Origin of the sequence: Niveispirillum lacus (genome assembly GCF_002251795.1) — a bacterium.
Taxonomy (GTDB): domain Bacteria; phylum Pseudomonadota; class Alphaproteobacteria; order Azospirillales; family Azospirillaceae; genus Niveispirillum; species Niveispirillum lacus.
In genome coordinates this window covers 300,426-321,452 of record NZ_NOXU01000029.1, presented here as the reverse complement: position 1 = coordinate 321,452, position 21,027 = coordinate 300,426, and the positions used below count along the sequence as shown (strand labels likewise).

At 58.7% G+C, this 21,027-nt stretch carries 15 protein-coding genes and 1 tRNA gene; 7 read left to right on the top strand and 9 right to left on the bottom strand.

All coding sequences use genetic code 11. The annotated features are described in order from the left end of the window. The first annotated feature begins 124 nt into the window (after positions 1–124). Positions 125–201 (top strand) — tRNA-Met (locus tag CHU95_RS12930). A 336-nt stretch (positions 202–537) separates the two neighbouring features. Here CHU95_RS12930 and CHU95_RS12925 read toward each other — a convergent pair. Beyond that, positions 538–1,971: an IS1380 family transposase gene (locus CHU95_RS12925; protein WP_094456738.1), complete on the bottom strand. Its 1,434-nt coding sequence runs from the start codon at positions 1,969–1,971 to the stop codon at positions 538–540. A 171-nt stretch (positions 1,972–2,142) separates the two neighbouring features. On the opposite strand from CHU95_RS12925, the gene CHU95_RS12920 reads away from it, so the two are divergent. Beyond that, positions 2,143–3,057 (top strand): DUF2493 domain-containing protein, encoded by a 915-nt coding sequence (locus CHU95_RS12920; protein ID WP_245838217.1) that lies wholly within the window; start codon positions 2,143–2,145, stop codon positions 3,055–3,057. A gap of 118 nt (positions 3,058–3,175) precedes the next feature. Here the strand turns inward: CHU95_RS12920 and CHU95_RS12915 are convergent, their stop codons facing one another. The 5 genes from CHU95_RS12915 to CHU95_RS12895 all read right to left on the bottom strand — a co-directional run bounded on the left by CHU95_RS12915 (position 3,176) and on the right by CHU95_RS12895 (position 9,640). Beyond that, positions 3,176–4,198, bottom strand: coding sequence for a DUF1838 family protein (locus CHU95_RS12915; RefSeq protein ID WP_094456737.1), 1,023 nt, complete (start codon positions 4,196–4,198; stop codon positions 3,176–3,178). A 129-nt stretch (positions 4,199–4,327) separates the two neighbouring features. Next, positions 4,328–6,514 (bottom strand): TonB-dependent receptor, encoded by a 2,187-nt coding sequence (locus CHU95_RS12910; protein WP_165772157.1) that lies wholly within the window; start codon positions 6,512–6,514, stop codon positions 4,328–4,330. An 88-nt stretch (positions 6,515–6,602) separates the two neighbouring features. After that, complete coding sequence (locus CHU95_RS12905) at positions 6,603–7,748, bottom strand: alpha/beta fold hydrolase (RefSeq protein ID WP_094456735.1); 1,146 nt, start codon at positions 7,746–7,748, stop codon at positions 6,603–6,605. Between the two features lie 90 nt (positions 7,749–7,838). Further along, positions 7,839–8,651 carry an alpha/beta fold hydrolase gene (locus tag CHU95_RS12900; RefSeq protein ID WP_094456734.1) on the bottom strand — a complete coding sequence of 271 codons (813 nt, stop codon included), beginning with the start codon at positions 8,649–8,651 and terminating at the stop codon, positions 7,839–7,841. Next, positions 8,648–9,640 (bottom strand): aldo/keto reductase, encoded by a 993-nt coding sequence (locus CHU95_RS12895; protein ID WP_094456733.1) that lies wholly within the window; start codon positions 9,638–9,640, stop codon positions 8,648–8,650. The genes CHU95_RS12900 and CHU95_RS12895 overlap by 4 nt, the downstream gene beginning before the upstream one ends. Positions 9,641–9,893: 253 nt before the next feature. On the opposite strand from CHU95_RS12895, the gene CHU95_RS12885 reads away from it, so the two are divergent. Next, positions 9,894–10,799 (top strand): LysR family transcriptional regulator, encoded by a 906-nt coding sequence (locus CHU95_RS12885; RefSeq protein WP_165772156.1) that lies wholly within the window; start codon positions 9,894–9,896, stop codon positions 10,797–10,799. Positions 10,800–10,852: 53 nt separating this feature from the next. Here CHU95_RS12885 and CHU95_RS12880 read toward each other — a convergent pair whose 3' ends face one another. Together CHU95_RS12880 and CHU95_RS12875 are read right to left on the bottom strand one after the other, a co-directional pair. Next, positions 10,853–12,316, bottom strand: a complete 1,464-nt coding sequence (locus CHU95_RS12880) for a flavin monoamine oxidase family protein (RefSeq protein WP_094456730.1) — start codon at positions 12,314–12,316, stop codon at positions 10,853–10,855. 67 nt (positions 12,317–12,383) lie between these two features. Continuing rightward, a complete protein-coding gene (locus CHU95_RS12875) occupies positions 12,384–14,819 on the bottom strand; it encodes a TonB-dependent receptor (protein ID WP_133065519.1) in 2,436 nt (811 codons plus the stop codon). A 403-nt stretch (positions 14,820–15,222) separates the two neighbouring features. On the opposite strand from CHU95_RS12875, the gene CHU95_RS12870 reads away from it, so the two are divergent. The 4 genes from CHU95_RS12870 (at position 15,223) to CHU95_RS23205 (ending at position 20,673) form a co-directional block, all read left to right on the top strand. After that, entirely contained in the window at positions 15,223–16,461 is a 1,239-nt protein-coding gene (locus tag CHU95_RS12870; protein ID WP_094456728.1) for an acyl-CoA dehydrogenase family protein, read from the top strand. A gap of 23 nt (positions 16,462–16,484) precedes the next feature. Continuing rightward, the gene (locus tag CHU95_RS12865; protein WP_165772155.1) at positions 16,485–18,314 is read left to right on the top strand and encodes an alpha/beta fold hydrolase; all 1,830 of its coding nucleotides are present in this window, start codon (positions 16,485–16,487) and stop codon (positions 18,312–18,314) included. Positions 18,315–18,388: 74 nt separating this feature from the next. After that, positions 18,389–19,741: an MFS transporter gene (locus CHU95_RS12860; RefSeq protein WP_094456726.1), complete on the top strand. Its 1,353-nt coding sequence runs from the start codon at positions 18,389–18,391 to the stop codon at positions 19,739–19,741. A gap of 149 nt (positions 19,742–19,890) precedes the next feature. Continuing rightward, on the top strand, positions 19,891–20,673 hold the full coding sequence (locus CHU95_RS23205) for an IclR family transcriptional regulator domain-containing protein (protein ID WP_425435983.1): 783 nt from the start codon (positions 19,891–19,893) through the stop codon (positions 20,671–20,673). Positions 20,674–20,692: 19 nt separating this feature from the next. Here CHU95_RS23205 and CHU95_RS12850 read toward each other — a convergent pair whose 3' ends face one another. Further along, the gene (locus tag CHU95_RS12850) at positions 20,693–20,935 is read right to left on the bottom strand and encodes a hypothetical protein (RefSeq protein WP_094456724.1); all 243 of its coding nucleotides are present in this window, start codon (positions 20,933–20,935) and stop codon (positions 20,693–20,695) included. Positions 20,936–21,027: the final 92 nt, after the last annotated feature.

Sequence of the window (21,027 nt, the reverse complement as noted above, 5' to 3'; positions counted from 1 at the left end):
GGGAGAGTAGGTCGCCGCCAGGTCCGCTCGTAACAGGAAAAATATCTCACGAAATCCAAAAACATCAACGCCGGCCCTTAAGGCCGGCGTTACCGCTTTGTACCGGAAATCATAATCACCCTGACGCGGGGTGGAGCAGCCCGGTAGCTCGTCAGGCTCATAACCTGAAGGCCGCAGGTTCAAATCCTGCCCCCGCATCCAAAAAACACCCGCTAAGCCAAAAGCTTAGCGGGTGTTGCCGTTTCTGGGGCGCGGAAGCGCCAAACAGCGTGGAAGCATGGTGGACCCGGATTCGTCACGGGAAATTTTTTGCCTGAAAAATCGGTCGCATTTGGCCTCCGGCGCCGGGTTGGGGGTAGGATTTTTCGGATCAGGGCTTCGCGCAGAACCGGGACGAAATCCAGCCTCGACATAATCGCGCCGAATGGCAACCAAAGGATGTAAATTTTTTTGAGAATGGACGCGCCTCATCATTGCCTTCGATCAGGCGCTGCGATCAGGCGGCAGGTTTTCGTTCTTCGGCGGCAGGAGAGGAGGTCAGGGTGAAGCCAGGGCGCGCCAGGCGGTGAAGAAGATGTGCTGGACAGGGCAGGCGTCGGGCATGGAAATCCTGATCCGCCGTACCGAGCTGATCACCCGGGCGCCGATTTTCAGCAACTTCTGCCGGATGGTATGGGGGGCGGCCTTGGCCAGGTCGGTGGCTTGCAACGCCATGAGGCGCAGTTGCGTCATCAGCACATAGGCGAAGCCGGCCAGGATCAGCCGGGTCTGGTTGGTCTTGAACGCATGGGCCGACGCCCGGTATCCGAAAAGATCAAGCTGGCAGTCCTTGATCCGGTTCTCCATATCGCCGCGCGGGCAGTACACCGCCTCATAGATCGTCCGGGCCAGCAGGTCGCGCGGCGGCTTATCCCCTTGATTTTCCGCCCTGTCGCGTGCTTGGGCCATGGCCTCGATGACAGCAGGCGCGTTCCAGTCCAGAGAGGTGACCAGAAACCGGCAGCGTTGTTCCGTCTGCGACCGGTGCAGCACCTTGGCGATCACGTGGCGGGGCCTGGTCCAGCTGCCCGAGCGGGTCTGGTGATGGAAATCTCCGAACACTTCCGCCGTTTCGCCCGTGGCCAGGAATTCCATCGCCGCGCGTGAGCGGATCTTGCGGGCCTTATGCAGGAGGTAGTCGTTGCGCGGCAGGCCGAAAATATAATCGACGCCGTTGGCCTCACTCCAGTTCATCAGGTTCGTGCGCGCGAACCCGGAATCCCCGCGCACCAGGATGCTGACCTTGGGCCAGTGGCGGCGGATGTTGCCCACCACCCGCTTGATCGCAGCCTTGGCCCCTTCGGCACCGTCCACATTGCCGGGGCGCAGTTTGGAGAGCAGCAAATGCGGGCCACAGTAAATATAAAGCGGCAGAAAGCAGCGATGCTCATAATAACCGTGGAAGAAGCCGCCCCGCTGATGGCCATGCGTTTCAATATCCGTCGCGTCGATATCCAGGATGATCCGCTCCGGTGCTGTCGCATAACTGCCGGTGAACAGCTCGACATACAGATCCTGCAGACGCGACGGCTGAGCCGTGAATTTGTGATAACGCCGGTCGGCCTCCTCGAAACTCCGCTCCAGCCGACCCAGCGTCGAACTCCCGGCCAGCGCCGGCAGCGGCGCGCCACCCGGCACAAGCGGCCTGGCCGCCGCCGTCACCTTCAGCAGCGGATCGTTGCGCATCCGGTCGTGATCGTTGAGGTCTTCATATCCCAGCGCCATGGCGATGACCCGCTGTGCCAGCAGATCGGGCAGCGGATGCGTCACCTGCTTACGGTTGCGTCGATCATCGAAGCAGGCCGCCATCCGCTCAAACAAATTCAGCCGACCGGCCACCTCACGCAGCAGCAGCCCGCCCGCATCCGAGGTGATTTCTCCCCCGTCGAACGCCCCCATGACCACCCGCCGACCATGATCCGTAAACCGCATCCCGAAAAACACCCTGTAAATTCTTAACCGCTCCAAAATAATGGTAATTGATTGTTATCAAACATAAATCCGGAAAAATTCCAGAAACCGATGACAAATCCGGGGCAAAGGCCGACCACTCGTCTGGGTCAGGCGAACCGCCTCGGCCTTGAACTCATCCGTGAAATGCGCATGCCGGCCCGGGCCGCGTTTCTTCTCATTCGTCATGGGGCGATATCCTATCTGACATTAAGGACACCGCTCTCCACTTTTTCCGGGCAAGTCCAACCCGATCCGCGCCCCTTACCCGAGGCTGATCAGGCCAGGGCCGAGATCGGGGCCTGCCTGGAGACGCTGGCCGGGCTGCTGACCGGCACCCGGCTGAAGGATGACCTGGACGACCTGCTTTGGGCCTGCGTCAATGTCTTCCACCGCCGCATCGGCAGCCTGGAGCGCGACCTGGATACCAACGAACAGGCCCAGCAGCGCAGCCAGACTGAACAGGACGGCTCAGAAATCCGCTCCGTTGAGCTGGAACGCCTGACCGCCGAAGGGCTGGGCCTGATCGAACGCCGCAATGCCTTCGAGTTCTTCCGCGACGATGCCGCCGAGATGTACGAGGCCCTGACCGGCTCCACATGGCGCCCGCGCCAGGGCTCCCAGTTGAACCACCGCACTCTGACGGCCGCGATCATTGACAGCCGCGACCATATCGCCGCCCGTCGGCATGCCGACACCAACCTGCTGCTGCCCCCCGGCCCCAAGGTGGCCTTCACCGGCGGTGTCGAGTGTAACGATGTCGACCGTATCTGGGCGGCCCTGGACAAGGTCCATACCAAGCATCCCGACATAGTCCTGCTGCATGGCGGCAGCCCCAAGGGAGCCGAGCGCATTGCCGCCTGCTGGGCCGAGAACCGCCGCGTTGCCCAGATTGTCTACAAACCCGACTGGACCCGCCACAAGAAGGCCGCACCCTTCCGCCGCAACGACCAGATGCTGGAAACAGTACCCATCGGCCTCATTGCCTTTCCAGGCTCCGATATCACCCAGAACCTTGCCGACAAGGCTCGCATGATGGGCATTCCCGTCTGGCGATTTCCCCAATAGCTTTCGGTCGATCGTAAAAAACTGAGAGAAAGCAACAAAACCTGGACTATCGGTGAAAGTTCCGGGACCGTAACCTATTCACGATGAATCGGCAGACTGAAGCGCGGTTCTCTCTTTTCTAACCTTTATCGCCGGGCAAGGTTCGTGGTGCCGGCGGCTGCGGCGGGACCCAGCCGACCGGCACCGGCGCAGGCGTCTGCTGGCGTGCGTAGTTTTCCAGGCTGGACAATGAGGGACCATAATCCTCTGTCGGTGCAGCCAACCATTTGGGGTCCATGGCACGGGCAGCCTCGCGGATATCAGCCGGGATATCGTTAACGCTGTCATAGGCCCCAAATGAACAAAAATAGGAAATATGGCCCGGCGCCTGCCCCATCAACATCCACGGCAGCCAAGGGTTGATGCGGGACCATTGGCCGACAGACTTCACATGCGTCAGATCGGGGTTTTCCAGATCACGGCGTTTCATAATATAGGTGAACATCTCCGACACCCGGTTGAAGGCACCCGCGGACTCACGTGGCCATTTGTCCGGCTGCAATGCGTTCGGATAGAACAGGTGGATATCGGTGCTGACAATGACGGTGTCGTCGGGACCATATCGCCAGTCCAGCAGGAACGGAACCGGCTCTCGCTTTTCGGTATTCAATCCGCCATAGGAAGGGGGAGGTTGCCGGAAGGCGCTGATCGTGTAGTTGAATGGATCGTTGGCAATGGGGACAACGCGCACATCCTCGTCCGTATAGGGGTTGTGCCACGTCTTCAGGATTTCCCCGGTCTTCACATCACGATAGAAGCCGATTTCTCGCAGCATGCGGCGATAGGAACCATCTTCCAGCCGCTTGCAGCGCACGAAACTGAAGCCATCGAGTATAAACAATGGCCGCACCGGTTCATTGTCGCGCACACCATAGACCTTTCCCCGGAACCAGCCGATCTTCTCCTTGGTCGGGTCTAGATCCATGTCCAGCCGGGCATAGCTGTCCCGATTCCATTCCGGGTTCTTGAAATCAATCTTGGTGAGGAAGGAAGGCTTGTTGGCGGCGATCGCGGTTGTCGCCAGCCCACCCATTGCACTGGCAGAGGCGGCAAGGGCCGCAAGTCCCAAACCCTGACGCCGCGTCAATATCGGTCCGCTCATTTACGCTAAACTCCCTTTCCAGAATTTGACCAAGCGCTGAAAGCAGCGCCATGTGCTTAAGGTCGCGAATCCCCATCTGCATCACTGGGGACGGAATTCTTTGGTCTTGCGCCCAAGTCTGCTCAGGCATCAAAACCTGTAGCCTGCGGTCAGCGTCCATGTACGTGGTTCACCAACAGCGACGGAGGTTGTGACCGCCGATGTCAGGTAGTAGGCCTTGTTCAGGACGTTTTTGCCGGCAAGCGTCAGGCTCCATGTGTCATCATCCGACAGAAGGGCCAGGGAGCCATTGACCAATCCGACAGGCTTGCTTTTGATGAAGTTGTTGACGTTCGAATAATAATCGCCCTGGTGCTGATAGTTACCAGATAGACGTAACTTGGCCATTTCCTGCCAGAAGGACGGTGTTTCGTAACTGAAGCCTGTCTGCACGCTCCATGGGTAAACCAGAGGCAGATGGTTGGCACCCGCCGTGAAGCTGTCAGACTGTGGGTTCTTTGACTTGTACTTGTCATCCATCAGGCCAAGGTTGGCAAACAGGTCCAAACCTTCCGCCGCCTTCAGGGTCAGCTCCAGTTCGGCACCATGGACGCGGGCATTGCCCACATTACGGATGGCGAACGAACTGGCCGCGACCCGTTCCGTCTGCTGAAGGTCGTTGAGATCGTTGCGATAGACGGAGAGGTTGGCGCGCAGGCGGCCATCGAGCATTGTTGCCTTGACACCGGCCTCATAGGCCCAGACGGTTTGCGGGTCATACACAGTGCCGAATACGATCGGGTTGGCGACGGCCAGACCATTGAAACCCCCGGCCTTGAAGCCACGGGACACAGAGGCGTAGGTGAACAGGTCATCCGACAGCTTGAAATCGACGCCGACCTTGGGCGACCACGCGCTGAAGCTTGGTTCGCGGACCACAGGCACAAGCTGGGCCAGAGCCGTTGAACTCTGGATCGTGCCATCCAACTTCTTCTGGTCTTTGGTATAGCGCACCCCCCCAGTAACCGAGAGCCTATCGGTCAACATATACGTACCTTGGGAAAAGGCCGCATAGCTGTCGGTCCTGCTATCGATTGTCTGCGGCAGGATGGACAGGGCGCCGGCGGCGCTGACCAGTTGGTCGCGCAAGACCTGAACACTATCCTCCCGGAAGTAATAGAGCCCGGTAATCCAGTTCAGCTTGCCGTCCAGCCCGTCTCCTTGAAACTGGACCTCCTGGCTGTACTGGTCCGTCGACGCCACGCTGTTGCGGACCAGGCCGTTGGCCCGGTAGCTGCCATTGGCGTTGCGGATGCCACCTGAGAAGTCGAAGGTGAATCCGTCATCCGTACCGACATAGGCGGAGATCGACCGTACCGTCACGTCGCCCCACTCGGAGGTCATGTCCAGCGATACGGTTGTCTGCTTGGTATAGCCGTCCGGTTCCACTGGCGACTGGGTGACATAGCGGGAGCCCGCGCGCGGAACCGCATCCTCGGTCGTGATGCTGTTCGCGGCCACGGTTGGATAGGGTTTCGACCAGGTGACCGGGATCAGATTGGCCGCGCCATCATTGTTGTCGGTGGTGCGTGTCACGGACAGTGAGGCCTTCAGACCATCCCGGCCATAGAAATGCAGTTTGCTGCGCAGCGCCAGATTGCGCTGCCGGTTGACGTCCCGGTCCAGCGCTTCGTTATAGATATAGCCATCACGATTGCGGAACAGAACCGAGAGTGACGCACCAAGGCTGTCATCAATCAGGTCACCGCCCCAGGAGGCGGAGGCGTGGATGTCGTTCAAGGACCCGATGCCCGCCTGCGCTTCCGCCCACTCCTCCTCACCCGGTGTGCGGGTGACAATCTTGACCGCACCGGAGAATGCGTTACGACCATACAATGTGCCCTGGGGTCCACGCAGAACTTCGATCCGGGCAATATCCGACAGTTCCATGTTGGAGCCGGCCAGACGCCCGCGATAGACGTCATCCACATAGAAGGCAACGGCGGATTCGGACGTTACCATGCCACCGGTTTGTTCCGACCCGCCGCGCAGGCCGATCGACACTGTCGAACTGCTGGCGGATGTGGCGGCGATGGTCAGGTTGGGGACGATGGAAGAAAGATCGTCGGCACTTGTAATCTGTTGATCGGTCAGTGCGGCGGCACCAAGGGCGGTAACCGCCACAGGTGTCGCCTGGAGCGATTGTTCACGGCGCTGCGCTGTGACGATGATCTCTTCCAGCACGAGATTGTCACTCTGTGCCCCTGCCGGCAGGCTGGTGCATATAATGGCCGATGCAAGTAGCAACGACCGGCGTACATTGTAATGATTGGTCATCTCTTCTGTCTCCCAGATGTCATGCTCACAAGCCTCCCGATTTTTTTGTACGGCTTGGCGCATCGCTAAAACACGTTCGCAGGGACTTTTACTTAAAGTCCAAAGCTCGATATTTACCCCTGTAGTAGATCAGTGGATCGCGCCACGATTCGAACGAAGCGTTAAGAATTCGGCCGATAAGGATGTAGTGATCGCCAGCTTCAACTATATTAAACGTTTCACACTCAAAATGACCGAGCGAATCGCAAATAATTGGATTGCCATACTCCCCCCTTCGCCACGCAACATCTGTGAACTTATCGTCCTTCTTCATGGCAAAGTGACTTGAAACTAATTGTTGATCTGCCTGAAGGATGTTGACAGCGAAGTGGCCTGCACTCGTATAGCTTTGGGCTCGCTGTGCATCCTTCACGATGCAAACAAGAAGCAGCGGCGGGTCCAGTGACACGGAGGTGAAGCTGTTGGCGGTGAAACCAATTGGCTCACCATTCGGTGCCATGGCCGTCACCACGGTGACCCCCGTGGCAAAACATCCCATCATGTCGCGTAGCGTCCGGGTACTGCCGCCAAGCCTGTACACGCAAGCCAGATTGGCCTGGATGCCGTCAATCAGACTTGTCAGGTTTGGAACATGGCTTTCCAGGGCGATATTGTGGTCTGCGGGGCCATCTACGGTCGCTGTCGCCAGTCCGTCGTGAACCCGGTGGACATCACGCTCTATCTTGTCACCCGATATGATGCTGACCGGAATGCCAAACCCCGACGCGTTTCTGGACAGGATGCCGATGGCCGACGTCAGGTCCAGCGCACCGGCAATGCGGGGGTCGCAAATGCCATCAATGTCGGCACTAAATGATGAAGCTGGGTCGACAAGGACCAGGCCACCTGCCAATTTGTGAGCGTCCGCCGCCAGCGCGCGTAACACAAGCCAGCCGGTCACGCCATGGGCGATGATGACGGGACGGCGGCTCATCTGGGCCAACAAGGCCCGAAGATCATTGGAGAAAGCATCGATATTGTACTGGCCGTCCAGCGGCCATTCACTGTCGCCATGCCCACGCAGGTCCATGTTCAGGACGTAACGGCCAGTCCTGACCAGCGCGTCCGCTGCGTTGCGCCACGCCCTGCGTGTCTGCGCGATGTCATGCAGCAACAGAATTGCGGGATCGCTCGGCTGGCCAATCGCGTCGCCGATCAGTCTGATGCCCGCAAAACCGTCGAAGTCGACCTGCATCTGGGACAGTTCCTTCAGGATAAAAGAGTGGCGTCGCCGCCAGTCCCTCTTTCACGGACAGGCAGTGTGCAGCAGGAGGGATGGGGTGCTTCAGCCTTCGGCCCGTTCCACGCTTTCGCGGATCAGATCGCAGAAGACCTCTGTCTGCAGCTCTGGTGAGGCAATCCCGGCAGTGCCATAACGGCGGATGATGGACTGTGGTGCCAGCGCGGCGATCCTGTCGAGATGTGCTACGAAGACATCATCAATAGCGGCAGACGCCAGGATAGGACAATCCAACCCCGCGATGACACCCCCAAGATCATGGGCGCGCACCATGTCCATGGTAGCGGGACGGGTAAAGGTGCTGGCCATGGCACCCACGAACTCATTATGGATGCAACGCTCGTCAAAGACAGTGCAGTAGGGCACAAGGAATTTCCAGGCCGCCTGAATATAGCCGCCTTGCGGGTCGATGGTCGGCAGCGTCGCAGCGGGGGTGACCTTGGCCCGCTCTTCTGCCGAAGCGACCATGGCACCGTCCAGCATCAAGGACAGCGCCCGCCCCGGCAGACGCAATGCCAATTCGCAGGCAAAATGTGCACCGGAATGGTGCGCCACAAGGTGAAATCGGTTGATTCCCAGCCCCTCTACCGCTTGCACGAACGCATCCACAACGCGGCTTATCGGCGTTCCGGCATCCGGCGTGTAGGATTGGCCGAAGCCCGGCGTATCGAATGCCACCATCCGCCGCCATCCTGACAACCGCTTCAGCACCTGATCGAAGGAGCCGGAACAGACAGGGGCACGGTGGAAGAACAGGATCGGTGCTGCCGACGGATCACCGCCGGGGCAGGTGCGATAGTGGAGTTGCCCTTCTTGCGTGTCGGCGTAACCCTTGGTGATGGCAACTGTCGCGGTCATTGCTTCTGTCCTTCCATGATACGCGCCAGCGTCGCGGTCGGTGTCTGATTCTTTGCCGTTTGAGGCAGGCCGACAATGGGCAGCGCCGTGTAAGGAGCCTCCAAAGCTGCCACCTGCTCGTCGGTCAGATTGATTGACGTGGCCAAAAGCGTTTGTTCGATCTGCTCCGGTCGCGTTGCACCAAAGATCGGCGTCGTGCCCTTGCCGATCAGCCAAGCCAACGCCACAGCGGCGGGTGGCTGTTCCAACTCGTTCGCTACGCCCTGGAGGACGTTGATGATGGTCTCTCCGCTCTGGCCGTAAAGCGATGTCGCCACATCGTCGGCTTGTGACCGGGCCGATTGGGCGGCCCCTCTTGCCAGTCGTCCCCGCGCCAGCGGGCTCCATGGCAGGAGTGCAATGCCTTGTTCATGGCACAGGGGGATCAAGTCGCGTTCGTCTTCGCGGTAGAGCAGGTTGTAATGCGGCTGTACCGCACCAAAGCCCGGCAAGCCAAGGCGTGCCGCCGCTATCTCCGCCTTGGCCAGGTGCCATGCCGAGAGGTTGGAGGCGCCAAACGCGCCGATCTTTCCCTGTTCAATCAACAACGCAAAGGCTTCAAGCGTCTCTTCGATCGGCGTGTCGTCATCCCAACGGTGGATCTGCATCAGATCAATGCGGTCAACACCAAGCCGCCGCAGAGAAGCTTCCGTTGAGCCAATGATGTTGCTGCGGCCCAGTCCTTTTTGGCCAAGCCGGTCAGGGGTGTCATAATACAGCTTTGTTGCGATGAAAGCGTCGTCCCGCAGGCCGCGGCTGTGGATGAACCTTCCCAGGATGCGCTCGCTCTCACCCCCGGAATAGACGTTTGCCGTGTCAAATGCACGGATGCCAAGGTCCGCAGCCTTATCCAACAAGGGCATCGCCGCCGGTTCATCCAGCACCCAGGGACGCCACAGGCTGGTTCCGAACGACATGCATCCCAGACAAAGCTTGGCAGCGATCTTCATCAAATGCTCCCGATCCCGGCCGCTTTCGCCAGCCGGTCAGAGGTGGATAAACGGATTGCGAATATGGCAGCGAATGGCGCGCTACTACATGAGGCGTCAACGTGACGGCCAAAGAAGCGATCGAACGCCGACAGATACATCAGGCTTGTATCCCAGGCGTCGTTGTTCAAAGCTAACATCATGGTATTGATTATCGGTGTGGCGAGAGAAACAAATATTGCATTTTTCGTGACAACCAAATCGGTGAATGGACATGAGGCTGCGCGTTCTGCGCCATTTCGCGGTCGTTGCGGAAACCCTGAATTTCCACCGGGCGGCAGAGAAGGTAAATCTGTCACAGCAGGCCATCAGTAAAAGCATCATCCAGTTGGAGTCCCAATTAGGCCTGCGGCTGATGGACCGTGACCGTCAGTCCGTTGTGTTGACAGAGCAGGGGAAATACCTGCTGCCCTATGTACAGGAAGTGCTTGCCGCCGCGCGGCGGTTGGATGATGCGGTCGCATCCGCAGGCGATGTGCGCACCGGCTCACTCTCCATCGGGGCCACCCCGACCTTCCTGGAAAGCGTGATCCCGGAGGCGCTGAACGCCTTCCAGCAGCGCTACCCGACCACGCCGATCAAGGTCGAACGCGGTGATTTCGCGTACCTATGCACTTTGCTCATGCGGGGCGACATTGATCTGTTCTATTCCACCGCTCCGGCAGAGAACAGCGCCCATCTAGTCAGAAAGATAACGGTTGGGCAGGATCGGAATGTCATTGTGGTTCGGTCTGGGCATCCGCTTGTCGGCAAGGACCGCATCGCTTTTGACGATCTTGCCGGTTATCCGCAGATTGCGACGCTGAATTATCCGCGCGGTGCCGCCTATATTGAGCGGTTGGCCGCCGCCGCCACTATGCGGGTTCCGCGCCCTGCGTTAACCGTGGAATCCACACATCTGAGCCTTGAGCGTGTTGCCGGTTCGGATTCCTGGTGGGTGGCACCCCATATCATGGTGCGCAGCCGACTGCACAGCGGGGGCATCGTGGTGTTGCCCGTGGATCCGCCTGACACGCCATGGGATCTGGTCATGGTGACCAGGCGGGATTATAGCCCGGCGCGTAAAATGATGGATTTCCAGACCGTTATGCGTTCCTGCCTTATGAGCAGCAGCGATTGAAACGCAGACAGGCCAGACAGCGCGCGCTGTCTGGCCTGTCAACGGTCTGGCGATCAGAGCCGTTCCATGATCTCCATAGCTGCGGCTTCACCGGTTTCCATGGCGCTTTCCATACCATGTTCCAGACGGCGTAGATGTTCGCCCGCGAAATGGATGCGCCCGGCGGGCTTGCCCATGTCGGCGGCAAACCGCTTTACCTGGCCGGGAGCATAGAAATGCTTATTGCCACCGACATAGGGATTGCGGCCCCAGCTATAGCCAAACTGGTACTTCAAGGCGCCGGCCATAGAGGGGCGAATGCGGGCTAGCTCAGACAGCACCAGTTCCACCTGCTTGTCCGTATCGCGGTCATCCCACCGGGTCGCCCCATCGCCATTGACCCAGACGATCATGGTATCGATGGCGCCCGTATCGGGATCCTTGCGGGCAAAGGCCCGTTCGAACGACGCGTTGCTCCAGATCGATGGCGGCAGGCCGTCCTTTTCCCAATAGGGTTTGACGATCTTGAAATGGAACTGCGTTGTCGCGGAATAGCGTGCGCCTGCGACCGCATCCGCCTGGGCGTCGGGCAGGCCCGGGGTGAAGCGGATACGGGCAACGGCACTGAACGGGGCCGCGACCACCACGAACCGGCTGGTCAGCACCTCACCGCTGCCCAGCAGCACCTTCACCTTATCCCCCGACTGGTCGATGGCCAATACGGGACTGTGCAGGCGGACGGGCGATTTCAGACTGGCGGCCATGGCTTTGGGCAACATATCGGAACCACCAACAATGAAGCTGCGGGCGGCTTCGGAATTTGACCCGTATTGTGGCCGGTTGGGATCGACATAGCCTTCTACCTGGGCACGGGCCATATCGCGGAAGATCGACAGGGCAGACACACCCTCCAGGCTGGACCCATTCAGATCAACATCTGCCAGACGGATAGCCGCCTCTGACACACCCTTGGCGCGCATGAACTCCGCTGCGGATACGTCATACTGCATGTTCTCGGGCTGCAGCCAGGCATTGGTCTGCTTGAACGGCAGCCAATCATGCATCAGGCGGTTTTGCAGAATATTAGGCAGAAAGGCCCGTTCCCTGCCGCGTGTGTGATTAGCCGCAGAGCCCGACCAGTCGGATGCCAGAACCGTGGTGCCATCGATATGGAACATGGCTTCAGCGCTTTTGATCGCCTTGTTCGTCAGACCGACATTCAGACGCTGACAGGCATCACGAACACGTCCGTAAAGGTCGCCGACCTCACTGCCGCCCAACTCAGCCTGATAGCCCTCCGCGCGACCCGTGCGCAGGCGTCCCCCCACACGGTCGGATGCCTCAAGCACCTGTACGGAAAGCCCCTGTTCCTGTAGCAACATTGCCGCGTTCAAGCCGGCCAGACCGGCACCGACAACGATGATATCCACCTCTTTGGGGCCAGCGGCCCAACCGCGCGACGCGATGACCAGGGGGGCGGCGGCCAGCAGGCCACCGACGACTGTACGGCGAGACAGAGGAACCGTACTGTTTCTCATGGCATTCTCCGAAGAAAGATGTGGTCCCCCCGCCAAGATGGCAGGGGGACGCGGATACAATTGGCAATCAGAACTTGGCCGATGCCGTCACGCCAAAACGCCGTCCATCGCCACGGTAGGCCTCCAGGATGCGTTGGGTGCCGATCGAGTAGTTGCGCGGCTGTTGGATGACATTGGCGTTGTACTGCTCGTCGGTCAGGTTGGTCACCCAGGCCGCGATGGAATAAACATCATTATCAAGCGCGACCCGCAGGTTGGTCAGTGTCCGTTCGCCAAAGCTGGTCAAGTTGAGGCTGTTGGTATAGGTCGGCCCAACATAACTGACATCCACGCGACCGGAGAGGGTCCAGTCGGCAGAAACCGGCACGTCAGCCGTAGCATGCAGATTATACTGCAGCTTCACAGAGCGGGCAGGCCGATTGCCCTCGATAGAGGCCTGCAGTCCGCGGCCAGCAATGGTGACCAGGTCGCAAATGGTCGATGGGTTGCCACACTGGGTCGTATAGGCAGGATCATAGGCACCGTTGCCATATTGGGGATCGGAGTAGGTCACCGATCCGCCAACTGACAGAATATCCGTCGCCTTGAATTCGGTCTGAACCTCGACGCCGTTGGTCTTCATCCCCCCGGCATTCATGATGATGGCCTGTGCAACGGTGGTATTGGGGGAGAAGGTGGAAATCTGCAGATTTTTCCAGTTCACGCGGAACAGCGACGCGTTCAGCATCAGGCGGCGATCAAACAGCCAGGACTTCAGCCCTGCTTCGTATGTCCAATTCTCTTCTTCATCAAAGGTCCGCTCGCTGTCGGTCAGACCGGCCACTGTATTGAAGCCACCGGAACGCACGCCCTTCGCGGCAGATGCAAACAGAAAGATGTCTTCCGATGCCTTGTAGTCCACGGTAAAACGCGGGGTAAAGCTGGTGAACTCGCCCGACAACGGTTGTACGCCGGCGCAGGGTGCAAAGAAGCTCAAACGGCAATCATCGGTCTTACGGTCGATGTTGTACCGCCCCTCGGCCGAAACACGCAGACCGTCCAGCACCTCATAGCCCAGGGAGCCGAACAGGGAGCGGGTGATGTTTTGCTTATAGGCCAAACTGGACATCCGAACGAATGATCCGGGCTCAAAGACCAAGCCGGAATTCGCCGTGGCTGCCAGCGGACCGGTACCCGCCGCCAGGCCGGGCAGAATCTGGACCAGACGCTCAGTCGTGGTAAGTCCCGCAGCCGTGGTGCCCGACCATGTCTTGGCATCGACATTTGACTGGAAGAAGAAGGCACCGGCCAGCCACTGGAACCGATCCGTGTCGGGCGACTGGATGCGCAGTTCCTGGCTTTTCGTTACAACGTGATCATTGCTGACCGTGATGGAGTTCCCCCGGACAGTGCGGGTATAGGTGCCCGTGGTGGCGCCGCAGGTGCTGCCGACGGTACAGACGCCATAAAGGGCACCGTCGCCGATCGTGTCTGCATCATTCGATGCATAGACTTCCGATGCGGAGATGCCGGTGACGCTGACGATGGAAAAGGCGTCGAACTCATATTCCAGCTCCAGCGCCCCTTGACGTGATTTGGAGGTGCTGTCCGGGATATTGCGGCTGACATCAATCGGCAGATTGGTGGCCACTTCGCCGCAATAGATGAAGTAAGCCTGCGTCTGCGCGTTGAAGCCACCGCAATTATGAGTGGAGAGTGGGTTGCGCGAGAGGCCCGGCAATTCCATGGTGGATTTGGTCGCAAAACCCGTAAACGTCGCTGTGAAATTCTCCGTCGGTGTGAAGACAAGTGCGCCAGAGACGCCGCGCTTTTCATACCCCCCCAGCTTGTCTGACGGATTGTTGAGGTTATCGAACTCGCCACCATAACTGGACCAGTTGGCCGCGATAGATCCCGAGAGCTTGTCTTCGATGATCGGCTTGGACAGCGATACCTTGCCACGGTAATCACCATTGTTACCAATGGTAACCGTCGCCTTGCCTTCCGGATTATTGCCAGGCCGCACGGTGGTAATGCCCAATGCGCCGGCGAAGGTGGACCGCCCGTAAAGCGCGCTCTGCGGCCCCTTAACGACATCAACCTGGGCAATATCCACCGTTGACAGGACATCTGCGGCATTCCGGCTTGTCTGGTAAATGCCATCAATGAAAATGCCGACATTTGCCTCGATATTCAGGTCTGACGACGAGTTTGCCGGTGCCAGACCCCGGACCATCACGTTGGTGAACGTTCCGCCGGTGATGTTCGAAACGGTGATCCCAGGTGTCGAACTGCCGAGGTCAGTCAGGCTGTTGATATTCCGTTCGGCCAGATCACCCGCCGTCAAGGCTTGGATGGTGATGGGAACGGTCTGAATGTCCTCCTTACGCTTACGAGCCGTAACGATGATTTCTTCCAGCACCAGTTCGTCCTCTGCTGCCAGGGCGGCAGGAACGACAGCGGAAGCAGCGAAGGCGCTGACCAGGGCAGACGTGGTCAGGGCAACGATTTTAGAACGGTACATGAAGCCCCCTGCATTATTGAGTGTATTGGGAAACAGCGCGGACACGCCGCATTTCCAAAGTCGCGTCTCCGATCTGCGCGGCACCAGTCGCACATCATGTCGTGGGGGTGCTGCCCGGTTAGGCACCCCTCTGATCGTCGAATGTGCTTGAGCGAAATCAGAAAGCAGTACCGGAACCAACTTTGGTGGTTCAGATTATTCCGGCAATTTTTTTGCTCAACACCTTCTGCCTTGCGCTTACCACCAGGCGGATAGACCACATTTGAGCCCTAGGCGGTGTCGCAGGAGGGGGCGCGCAGGCAGACAACCAAATGGGGTCATGATTCCCGAACAGTTTTTGGCTCGAACATTGAGCCTGCAATAACATCGTCACATTCCGTCCAATCAGAATGTCGAGTGCCCCATGACCGTCAGCCGACCTGAGATTTCGGCGAAGTGCGCCGATCTCGTCACCGCCGCCCGTGATCTGGTCCCGGAAATCGCTGCCGCTGTTCCGTCTTATCGCGGTGCCCGCGATCTTCCGGTGTCCGTGATTGCGGCCATGAAGGAGGCAGGCCTGCACAAAGCCTACATGCCCAGCCGATACGGCGGCTATGAGCTAGATTGGGGCGCGCATTATTACATCTCGCGCGAAATTGCCCAGGCCTGTGGGTCGGCGGGTTGGATCGCCGGGTTGGTTTTCACCCATGTCATGTGCATCGGTCGCTTTCCGGAGAAGGCACAAGACGCCTTCTTCACCGCGTCTCCGGACGGAATCCTGGCGACAGCCTCAGCGGGTTCCGGCGTTCTGGAGCGGGTGCCGGGGGGAATGCAGCTCAGCGGCCGATGGGGCTGGGCCAGCGGGGTGCGCCATGCTGGGGGGCTGATGGTCATCGCCAAGGAAGGTGACGGGCCGCTGTTTACGCATTTCTGCCTGCTGTTGCCTGGTGAATACACGATTGAGGATACATGGGACTCGGCCGGCCTGCATGCGACGGGCAGCCATCACGTCAAGATCGTAAACCAGTTCATTCCCGACGAACGGCTGGTTGAGCGGGACGTATATCTGGCACCCAACCCGCCGGGATCGGAAATCCACAGCAGCTACGTCTATCGCCTGCGACCGGCCCCCTTGCAGAAAAGCTACTTCATGGGGCCTCTGCTGGGCACGGCAAAGGGTGCGTTGAACGCAACCATTGAACAAACGGCCAAGCGCCGTGGGCAGATCGTCGGCGAACGTGTTGCTGTTCAAACCCCTGTACAGGTCAATCTCGGCGTCGCTACGGCCGAGATTGATGCGGCAACGCTGGTCTTCGATGAGTATGTTCGCCGCCTGCACGCCTGGGGACTATCAGGCAATGACATTGCGCCTGATGATCTTTTGTGGGGTAAGCGCAATGTAACATTCGCGTCAAGGATGTGCCTGTCGGCGGCGGATCGGCTGTCGGCGGGCTTGGGTGCCGGTGGCCAGCTTCAATCCAATCCAGTGCCGCGCCTCTACACGGATTGTCGCAGCATCACCACCCATGTGGAACTGCACTGGGACCATAGCATGGCACCGACCGGGATGCTGGCCTTGGGCCTGCCCACCGGTGATCCGCTGATTGACCGTGAGACAACGGACCCCAAGGTTGAGCGCGTGATCATTGGCACCCAGATATGACCATCGTCAAAGGGGCGCGCAAAATGATTACGAAATTCTACGCCCAGACAGAAGCAGGCCAGATCCATGGGCGTCGCGTCCTGGGCAGTGGCGAGACAGTGGTGCTCCTTCACCGCACACCGGTCAGCTCCGCCGGCTTTGAGCGGGTGATGTGTATGCTGGCGGATGCTGGTTTTTCCGCGGTTGCCCTGGACACACCGGGGTTTGGTGAAAGCTTTCTGCCCGAGGGCGTCCCCCGTACGACCGATTACGCCAGATGGATATTGCAGGCTCTTGACGCGTTGGGCGTCGGCAACTTTCATTTGGTGGCCCACCATACCGGCTCCCATTTCGCAGCCGAAATTGCGGCCTCGGTGCCGGATCGTGTGCGCTCCTTGACACTCTCCGGTATTCTTCTGGCACCGGAGGATGAGCGGCGGAAGCTGAGGGCGGATATCGGCTACGCGCCCCCGGTCGACGCCGAGGGGACGTATTTTGCTGGCACCTACCGGCAAATGAAGGGTCTGTTCCTGGACCCCGTGCCGGACCTTGTCCATGCCGAGGCGCTTGGCGCCCTGATGGCGGGGCGGGGACGCGACCTGGCCTTTGACGCCATTTTTGATCAGGACTTCGCCAGCGTTATGCGCCGGATCATTGATGATGGCCGCGTGCCGGTGCAGGCCGTGCAAGCATCCGACGACCCGCTGACGCTGAATGGCATGCTGACCCGCTTTCGGGAGATGTTTCCAACGGTTCCGGTGGCGATCACAGGACCGGCATTCCTAGCGACGCCCGAGCGGCAGACCGGTGCCTTTACGCGCGCCATTATCAGCTTCATAACAGGGGACAAGGGCATGGACAGCCGTCGGTACACATTGGTACGGGGCGAAGCGGGATATGGCCTCGCCAGGGCCGATGGCACCATACCAGTTCCTGGACCAGGAGAAGTGCTGGTTCGGGTGCGGGCGGTATCATTGAACCGCCGCGATCTTGGGGTCCGCGACCTTTCCTACCCCGTGAATGGAGCCGACCACTTCACGCCCCTTTCGGATGCCGCCGGCGATGTCGTCGCCGTTGGTTCGGGGGTGACAGCGTTCAAACCCGGTGACCGGGTAATGTCTACCTTCTTTCAGAACTATCCAGGCGGTCGTCCGACATTGCCGGCTGTACTGTCTTCTCTTGGGGCGGGTGGCTCCGGCGTTTTCGCTGACCATGTCGTGCTGGCGGAAACGGGCGTGCTGTCCATCCCTGATGGTTGGACCTATCAGGAAGCGGCTTGCGTTCCCTGCGCCGGTGTTACGGCCTGGAGCGCGCTGAAGACTTTGGGTGGGTTGAAGTCGGGCGACCATGTTGCGATCCTGGGCACGGGTGGTGTCGCCTTGTTCGCGCTGCAGATCGTGGCGGCGTCCGGTGCGCGTCCCATCATCCTGTCATCCAGTGCTGACAAAATCGACCGCGCCAGAAAACTAGGGGCGGTGGACGGCGTCAATTATCGTGACCACCCGCAATGGGCGGAGCCTGTACGTAAGTTGACTGGCGGCATGGGGGTCGATCATGTCGTTGAACTGGGTGGCGTCGGCACGTTGGCGAATTCCATCGCCTGCCTGGGATTGGGTGGGCACCTCGCGCTGATTGGCGCACTCGACGGGTTCGGTGGCCAAATCGACGCGATGCCTCTTATCTTCTCTGCCCTGCGGGTCAGCGCAGTCCTGGTGGGTTCGCGCCAGGATCATCAGGACCTGTTGAATTTCATGGCTGAGCACCGGATCAAGCCGATCATTGACCGAGTATTCGCCTTCGACGCCGCCGACGCAGCGTACCGCCATGCTGCAACCGGTCCCTTCGGCAAGGTCGTGATTACGCTGACTGAATAGCATGTTACAAGCCAGCCTTCCTGGCAAACCCAGCCGAGGTGGGATGTGCATCAAGTAAAAGGGGCTTTGTTGGCATGAACACAGGATCCGCGCACCGGTTGCCGACATCGGTCGTTCTGCGCTACGGCGTCGGACAACTGGGTGCGCAGATTTTCCGGGACACGCCTGCCGTCTTACTGCCACTGTTCATGACAACCATGTTGGGAGTACCGGCTTGGTTGGCCGGGATCGTGGTACTCATCCCCAAACTATGGTTAATCGCTTGCGATCCCCTCGTTGGGCTCTGGTCAGACCGGGTAAAAGGAACGGTGGGTCGCACGCCCTTCCTGCTATTTGGAGCGCTGGGTACGGCGTTAGGCTTCCTTTCACTGTTTCTGGTGGTCGGCTATCCCAATCCCTGGCTGGCGGCGATATCGGTCTGTGTCATCTTCTTTTTGGCTTCGACAGCCTTCAGCATATACTCCGTTCCCTATCTCGCCGTCGCCGCAGAGCTCTCTCCCGATCCGTTTGAACGCAACCGCGTCATGGTTCTGCGTATGATCTTTGGCTCCTTCGGTGTGCTTGTTGGGGTTGGGGCACCTCAGTTGCTGATAGTTCATTTCGGCGGCGGTGCGGACGGCTGGCACGCGATGAGCTGGATACTAGGTTCCATATGTCTGGCGTCCATGCTGATTACGGCCGTCGGCCTTCGCGGGGTGCCATTGATCGGCGTTGCTTGGGTGCCAGGCAATCTTTTTCGGCAGATCAAGGTGGTATCGAAGAACCGGCCGTTTCTCATTTTGCTCTCGGCCAGCTTCCTATCGAACATTGGGCAGGCCGCCAGCTACACCGTAATCGGCTTTGTGTTCTTGTATGTAGCGCAGGCAGTCTGGCTTATCCCACTCTATATTCTGGTCATGGCGTCATCCAGCCTTGCGGCCAAGCCTATTTGGCTATGGTTGCCCCGGAAGATTGGTAAAGCCCGTTCTTACGTCCTTGCTTCAATTGTCTGGATCGCGGTGACCTTCAGTTGGCTATTCCTGGGTGCCGGTGGTGACGAAATGGTCCACCTGCCGTGGGGGCAGGCGCTGACCGGCGAACATCTCCTCATCCTGTTGCGGTCGGTGGTAATCGGTGTCGCCAATGGCGGCTTTGTCCTGCTGGCGCTTTCGTTGATGACCGACACTGTGGATTATCAGCGCCGGTCCACGGGGGCAGCAAATGAAGGGGTCTTCGCTGGCCTGTTCTCAGCAATGGAGAAGTTGGCATTTGCTGTCGGGCCGCTTCTTTCTGGAATTGTACTGAGCCTATTTGGCTTTCAATCTTCTACACAGGGCATGATCACGCAAAGTGATGGAGCGCTTTTCGGTATTCTACTATTATACAGCGTCATCCCGGCCTTGATGCAGATTCTTGCCTTGGTGGTATTCAGAAAATTTCGGCTTTAGACGAGTGTTCCAGGATTCTTAGTCCCGGAAAGCAGAGAAACAACAACCTATAATTTTCTTAGTTGAGAATGCATCACCCAGTACAATTAACGTGTTCTCCTCAAACTCTGCCGTTTTCACACTAAGGAAGCAATACCTTGGAAAAGGGAGTGCCAATCCGCGCGATATGTCGCGCCATATCGGTCCTACAGGCGGTAAACCGCATGGGGCCCCTGACGATGATGGAAATCTCTAGAGCGGCGGACGTGCCATATCCGACGGCGTTTCGGTTGGTACAGACGTTGATCTATGAAGGTATAATCGAGATGGACCCGGACCTAAAACGATACAAGCCTACTGCACTGGTTCAGTCACTCTCCTGTGGCTTTCAGGACGGCGAGCTGCTTGTTGAAGTCGCACGGCCACATATAATATCTCTCACACGGCGTATAGGCTGGCCCGTGTCCATCTCCTCCCGAGTTGGACATAATATGATTCTGAGGGACAGTACGCATGCGAACACGTCCTTGACGTTCGAGCGTTACTACCCTGGGTTCACTTTGCCTATTCTGGACAGCGCCTCTGGTCGTCTTTGTCTGGCCTTTACCCCCGTGGAAGAACGAGAGGCGCTTCTGCGTTGGCTACGGGTTTCAAAGTTGGTGGACTCAGAGTATCTGAAAGGTGCATCTGACGCTCTAAATCTCGATCAGATAAAAGAACAAGGGTATGCGGTTCAAGGCCGCAACCTTCACAATTTGACACCTGGAAAGACCGCATCAATTGCGGTGCCGATATTAAAGGATGGTGATTTTATAGCGGCTATGACTGTAGTGTTTTTTGTTTCATCAATGTCAGTTGATGTGGCGTTGTTAAGGTATTTAGATGAAATGCGACTTGTTTCTTCTTCTATATCCAATATTCTGCAAGATTATTCGGCCTTGAACGCGTCGTGACGACCATCAACCATAACCGTCATGGCCTGCAGTATGAAGCGATGGACCGGGCAACACCGCGCTGATCCTGCATCCAGGTTCGGAACGCGCCCAGCAACGGCCAGATTTGCGTCGGCGATGTCGGCGGCAACGGACGCGCCACCAGCCCCATTCCCTTGAGATAGCGGATGAATAATGAACCGGCTTTCAGCCGTTCCTGACCCTTCCGGCATTCCTGAAAGAGATCGTGTCCCATGGCGTGGTGTAGGAGCGGCGGCATCATCGCGCTCTCCGGCTTGTCTGGGCGGTTGTCTCACGCGGCCACGGCGGGCAGCATGATGATGGGATCATCGCTGAGTGGGGCGATTGTTTCCA

What these genes read in the sequence shown, in the direction of transcription:
- CHU95_RS12915 (WP_094456737.1), bottom strand. Translation starts at nt 4,198, where the DNA reads ATGAGCGGACCGATATTGACGCGGCGTCAGGGTTTGGGACTTGCGGCC.
- CHU95_RS12895 (WP_094456733.1), bottom strand. Translation starts at nt 9,640, where the DNA reads ATGAAGATCGCTGCCAAGCTTTGTCTGGGATGCATGTCGTTCGGAACC.
- CHU95_RS12885 (WP_165772156.1), top strand. Translation starts at nt 9,894, where the DNA reads ATGAGGCTGCGCGTTCTGCGCCATTTCGCGGTCGTTGCGGAAACCCTG.
- CHU95_RS12865 (WP_165772155.1), top strand. Translation starts at nt 16,485, where the DNA reads ATGATTACGAAATTCTACGCCCAGACAGAAGCAGGCCAGATCCATGGG.
- CHU95_RS12920 (WP_245838217.1), top strand. Translation starts at nt 2,143, where the DNA reads ATGCCGGCCCGGGCCGCGTTTCTTCTCATTCGTCATGGGGCGATATCC.
- CHU95_RS12875 (WP_133065519.1), bottom strand. Translation starts at nt 14,819, where the DNA reads ATGTACCGTTCTAAAATCGTTGCCCTGACCACGTCTGCCCTGGTCAGC.
- CHU95_RS12880 (WP_094456730.1), bottom strand. Translation starts at nt 12,316, where the DNA reads ATGAGAAACAGTACGGTTCCTCTGTCTCGCCGTACAGTCGTCGGTGGC.
- CHU95_RS12925 (WP_094456738.1), bottom strand. Translation starts at nt 1,971, where the DNA reads ATGCGGTTTACGGATCATGGTCGGCGGGTGGTCATGGGGGCGTTCGAC.
- CHU95_RS12910 (WP_165772157.1), bottom strand. Translation starts at nt 6,514, where the DNA reads ATGACCAATCATTACAATGTACGCCGGTCGTTGCTACTTGCATCGGCC.
- CHU95_RS12860 (WP_094456726.1), top strand. Translation starts at nt 18,389, where the DNA reads ATGAACACAGGATCCGCGCACCGGTTGCCGACATCGGTCGTTCTGCGC.
- CHU95_RS12870 (WP_094456728.1), top strand. Translation starts at nt 15,223, where the DNA reads ATGACCGTCAGCCGACCTGAGATTTCGGCGAAGTGCGCCGATCTCGTC.
- CHU95_RS12850 (WP_094456724.1), bottom strand. Translation starts at nt 20,935, where the DNA reads ATGATGCCGCCGCTCCTACACCACGCCATGGGACACGATCTCTTTCAG.
- CHU95_RS12905 (WP_094456735.1), bottom strand. Translation starts at nt 7,748, where the DNA reads ATGCAGGTCGACTTCGACGGTTTTGCGGGCATCAGACTGATCGGCGAC.
- CHU95_RS12900 (WP_094456734.1), bottom strand. Translation starts at nt 8,651, where the DNA reads ATGACCGCGACAGTTGCCATCACCAAGGGTTACGCCGACACGCAAGAA.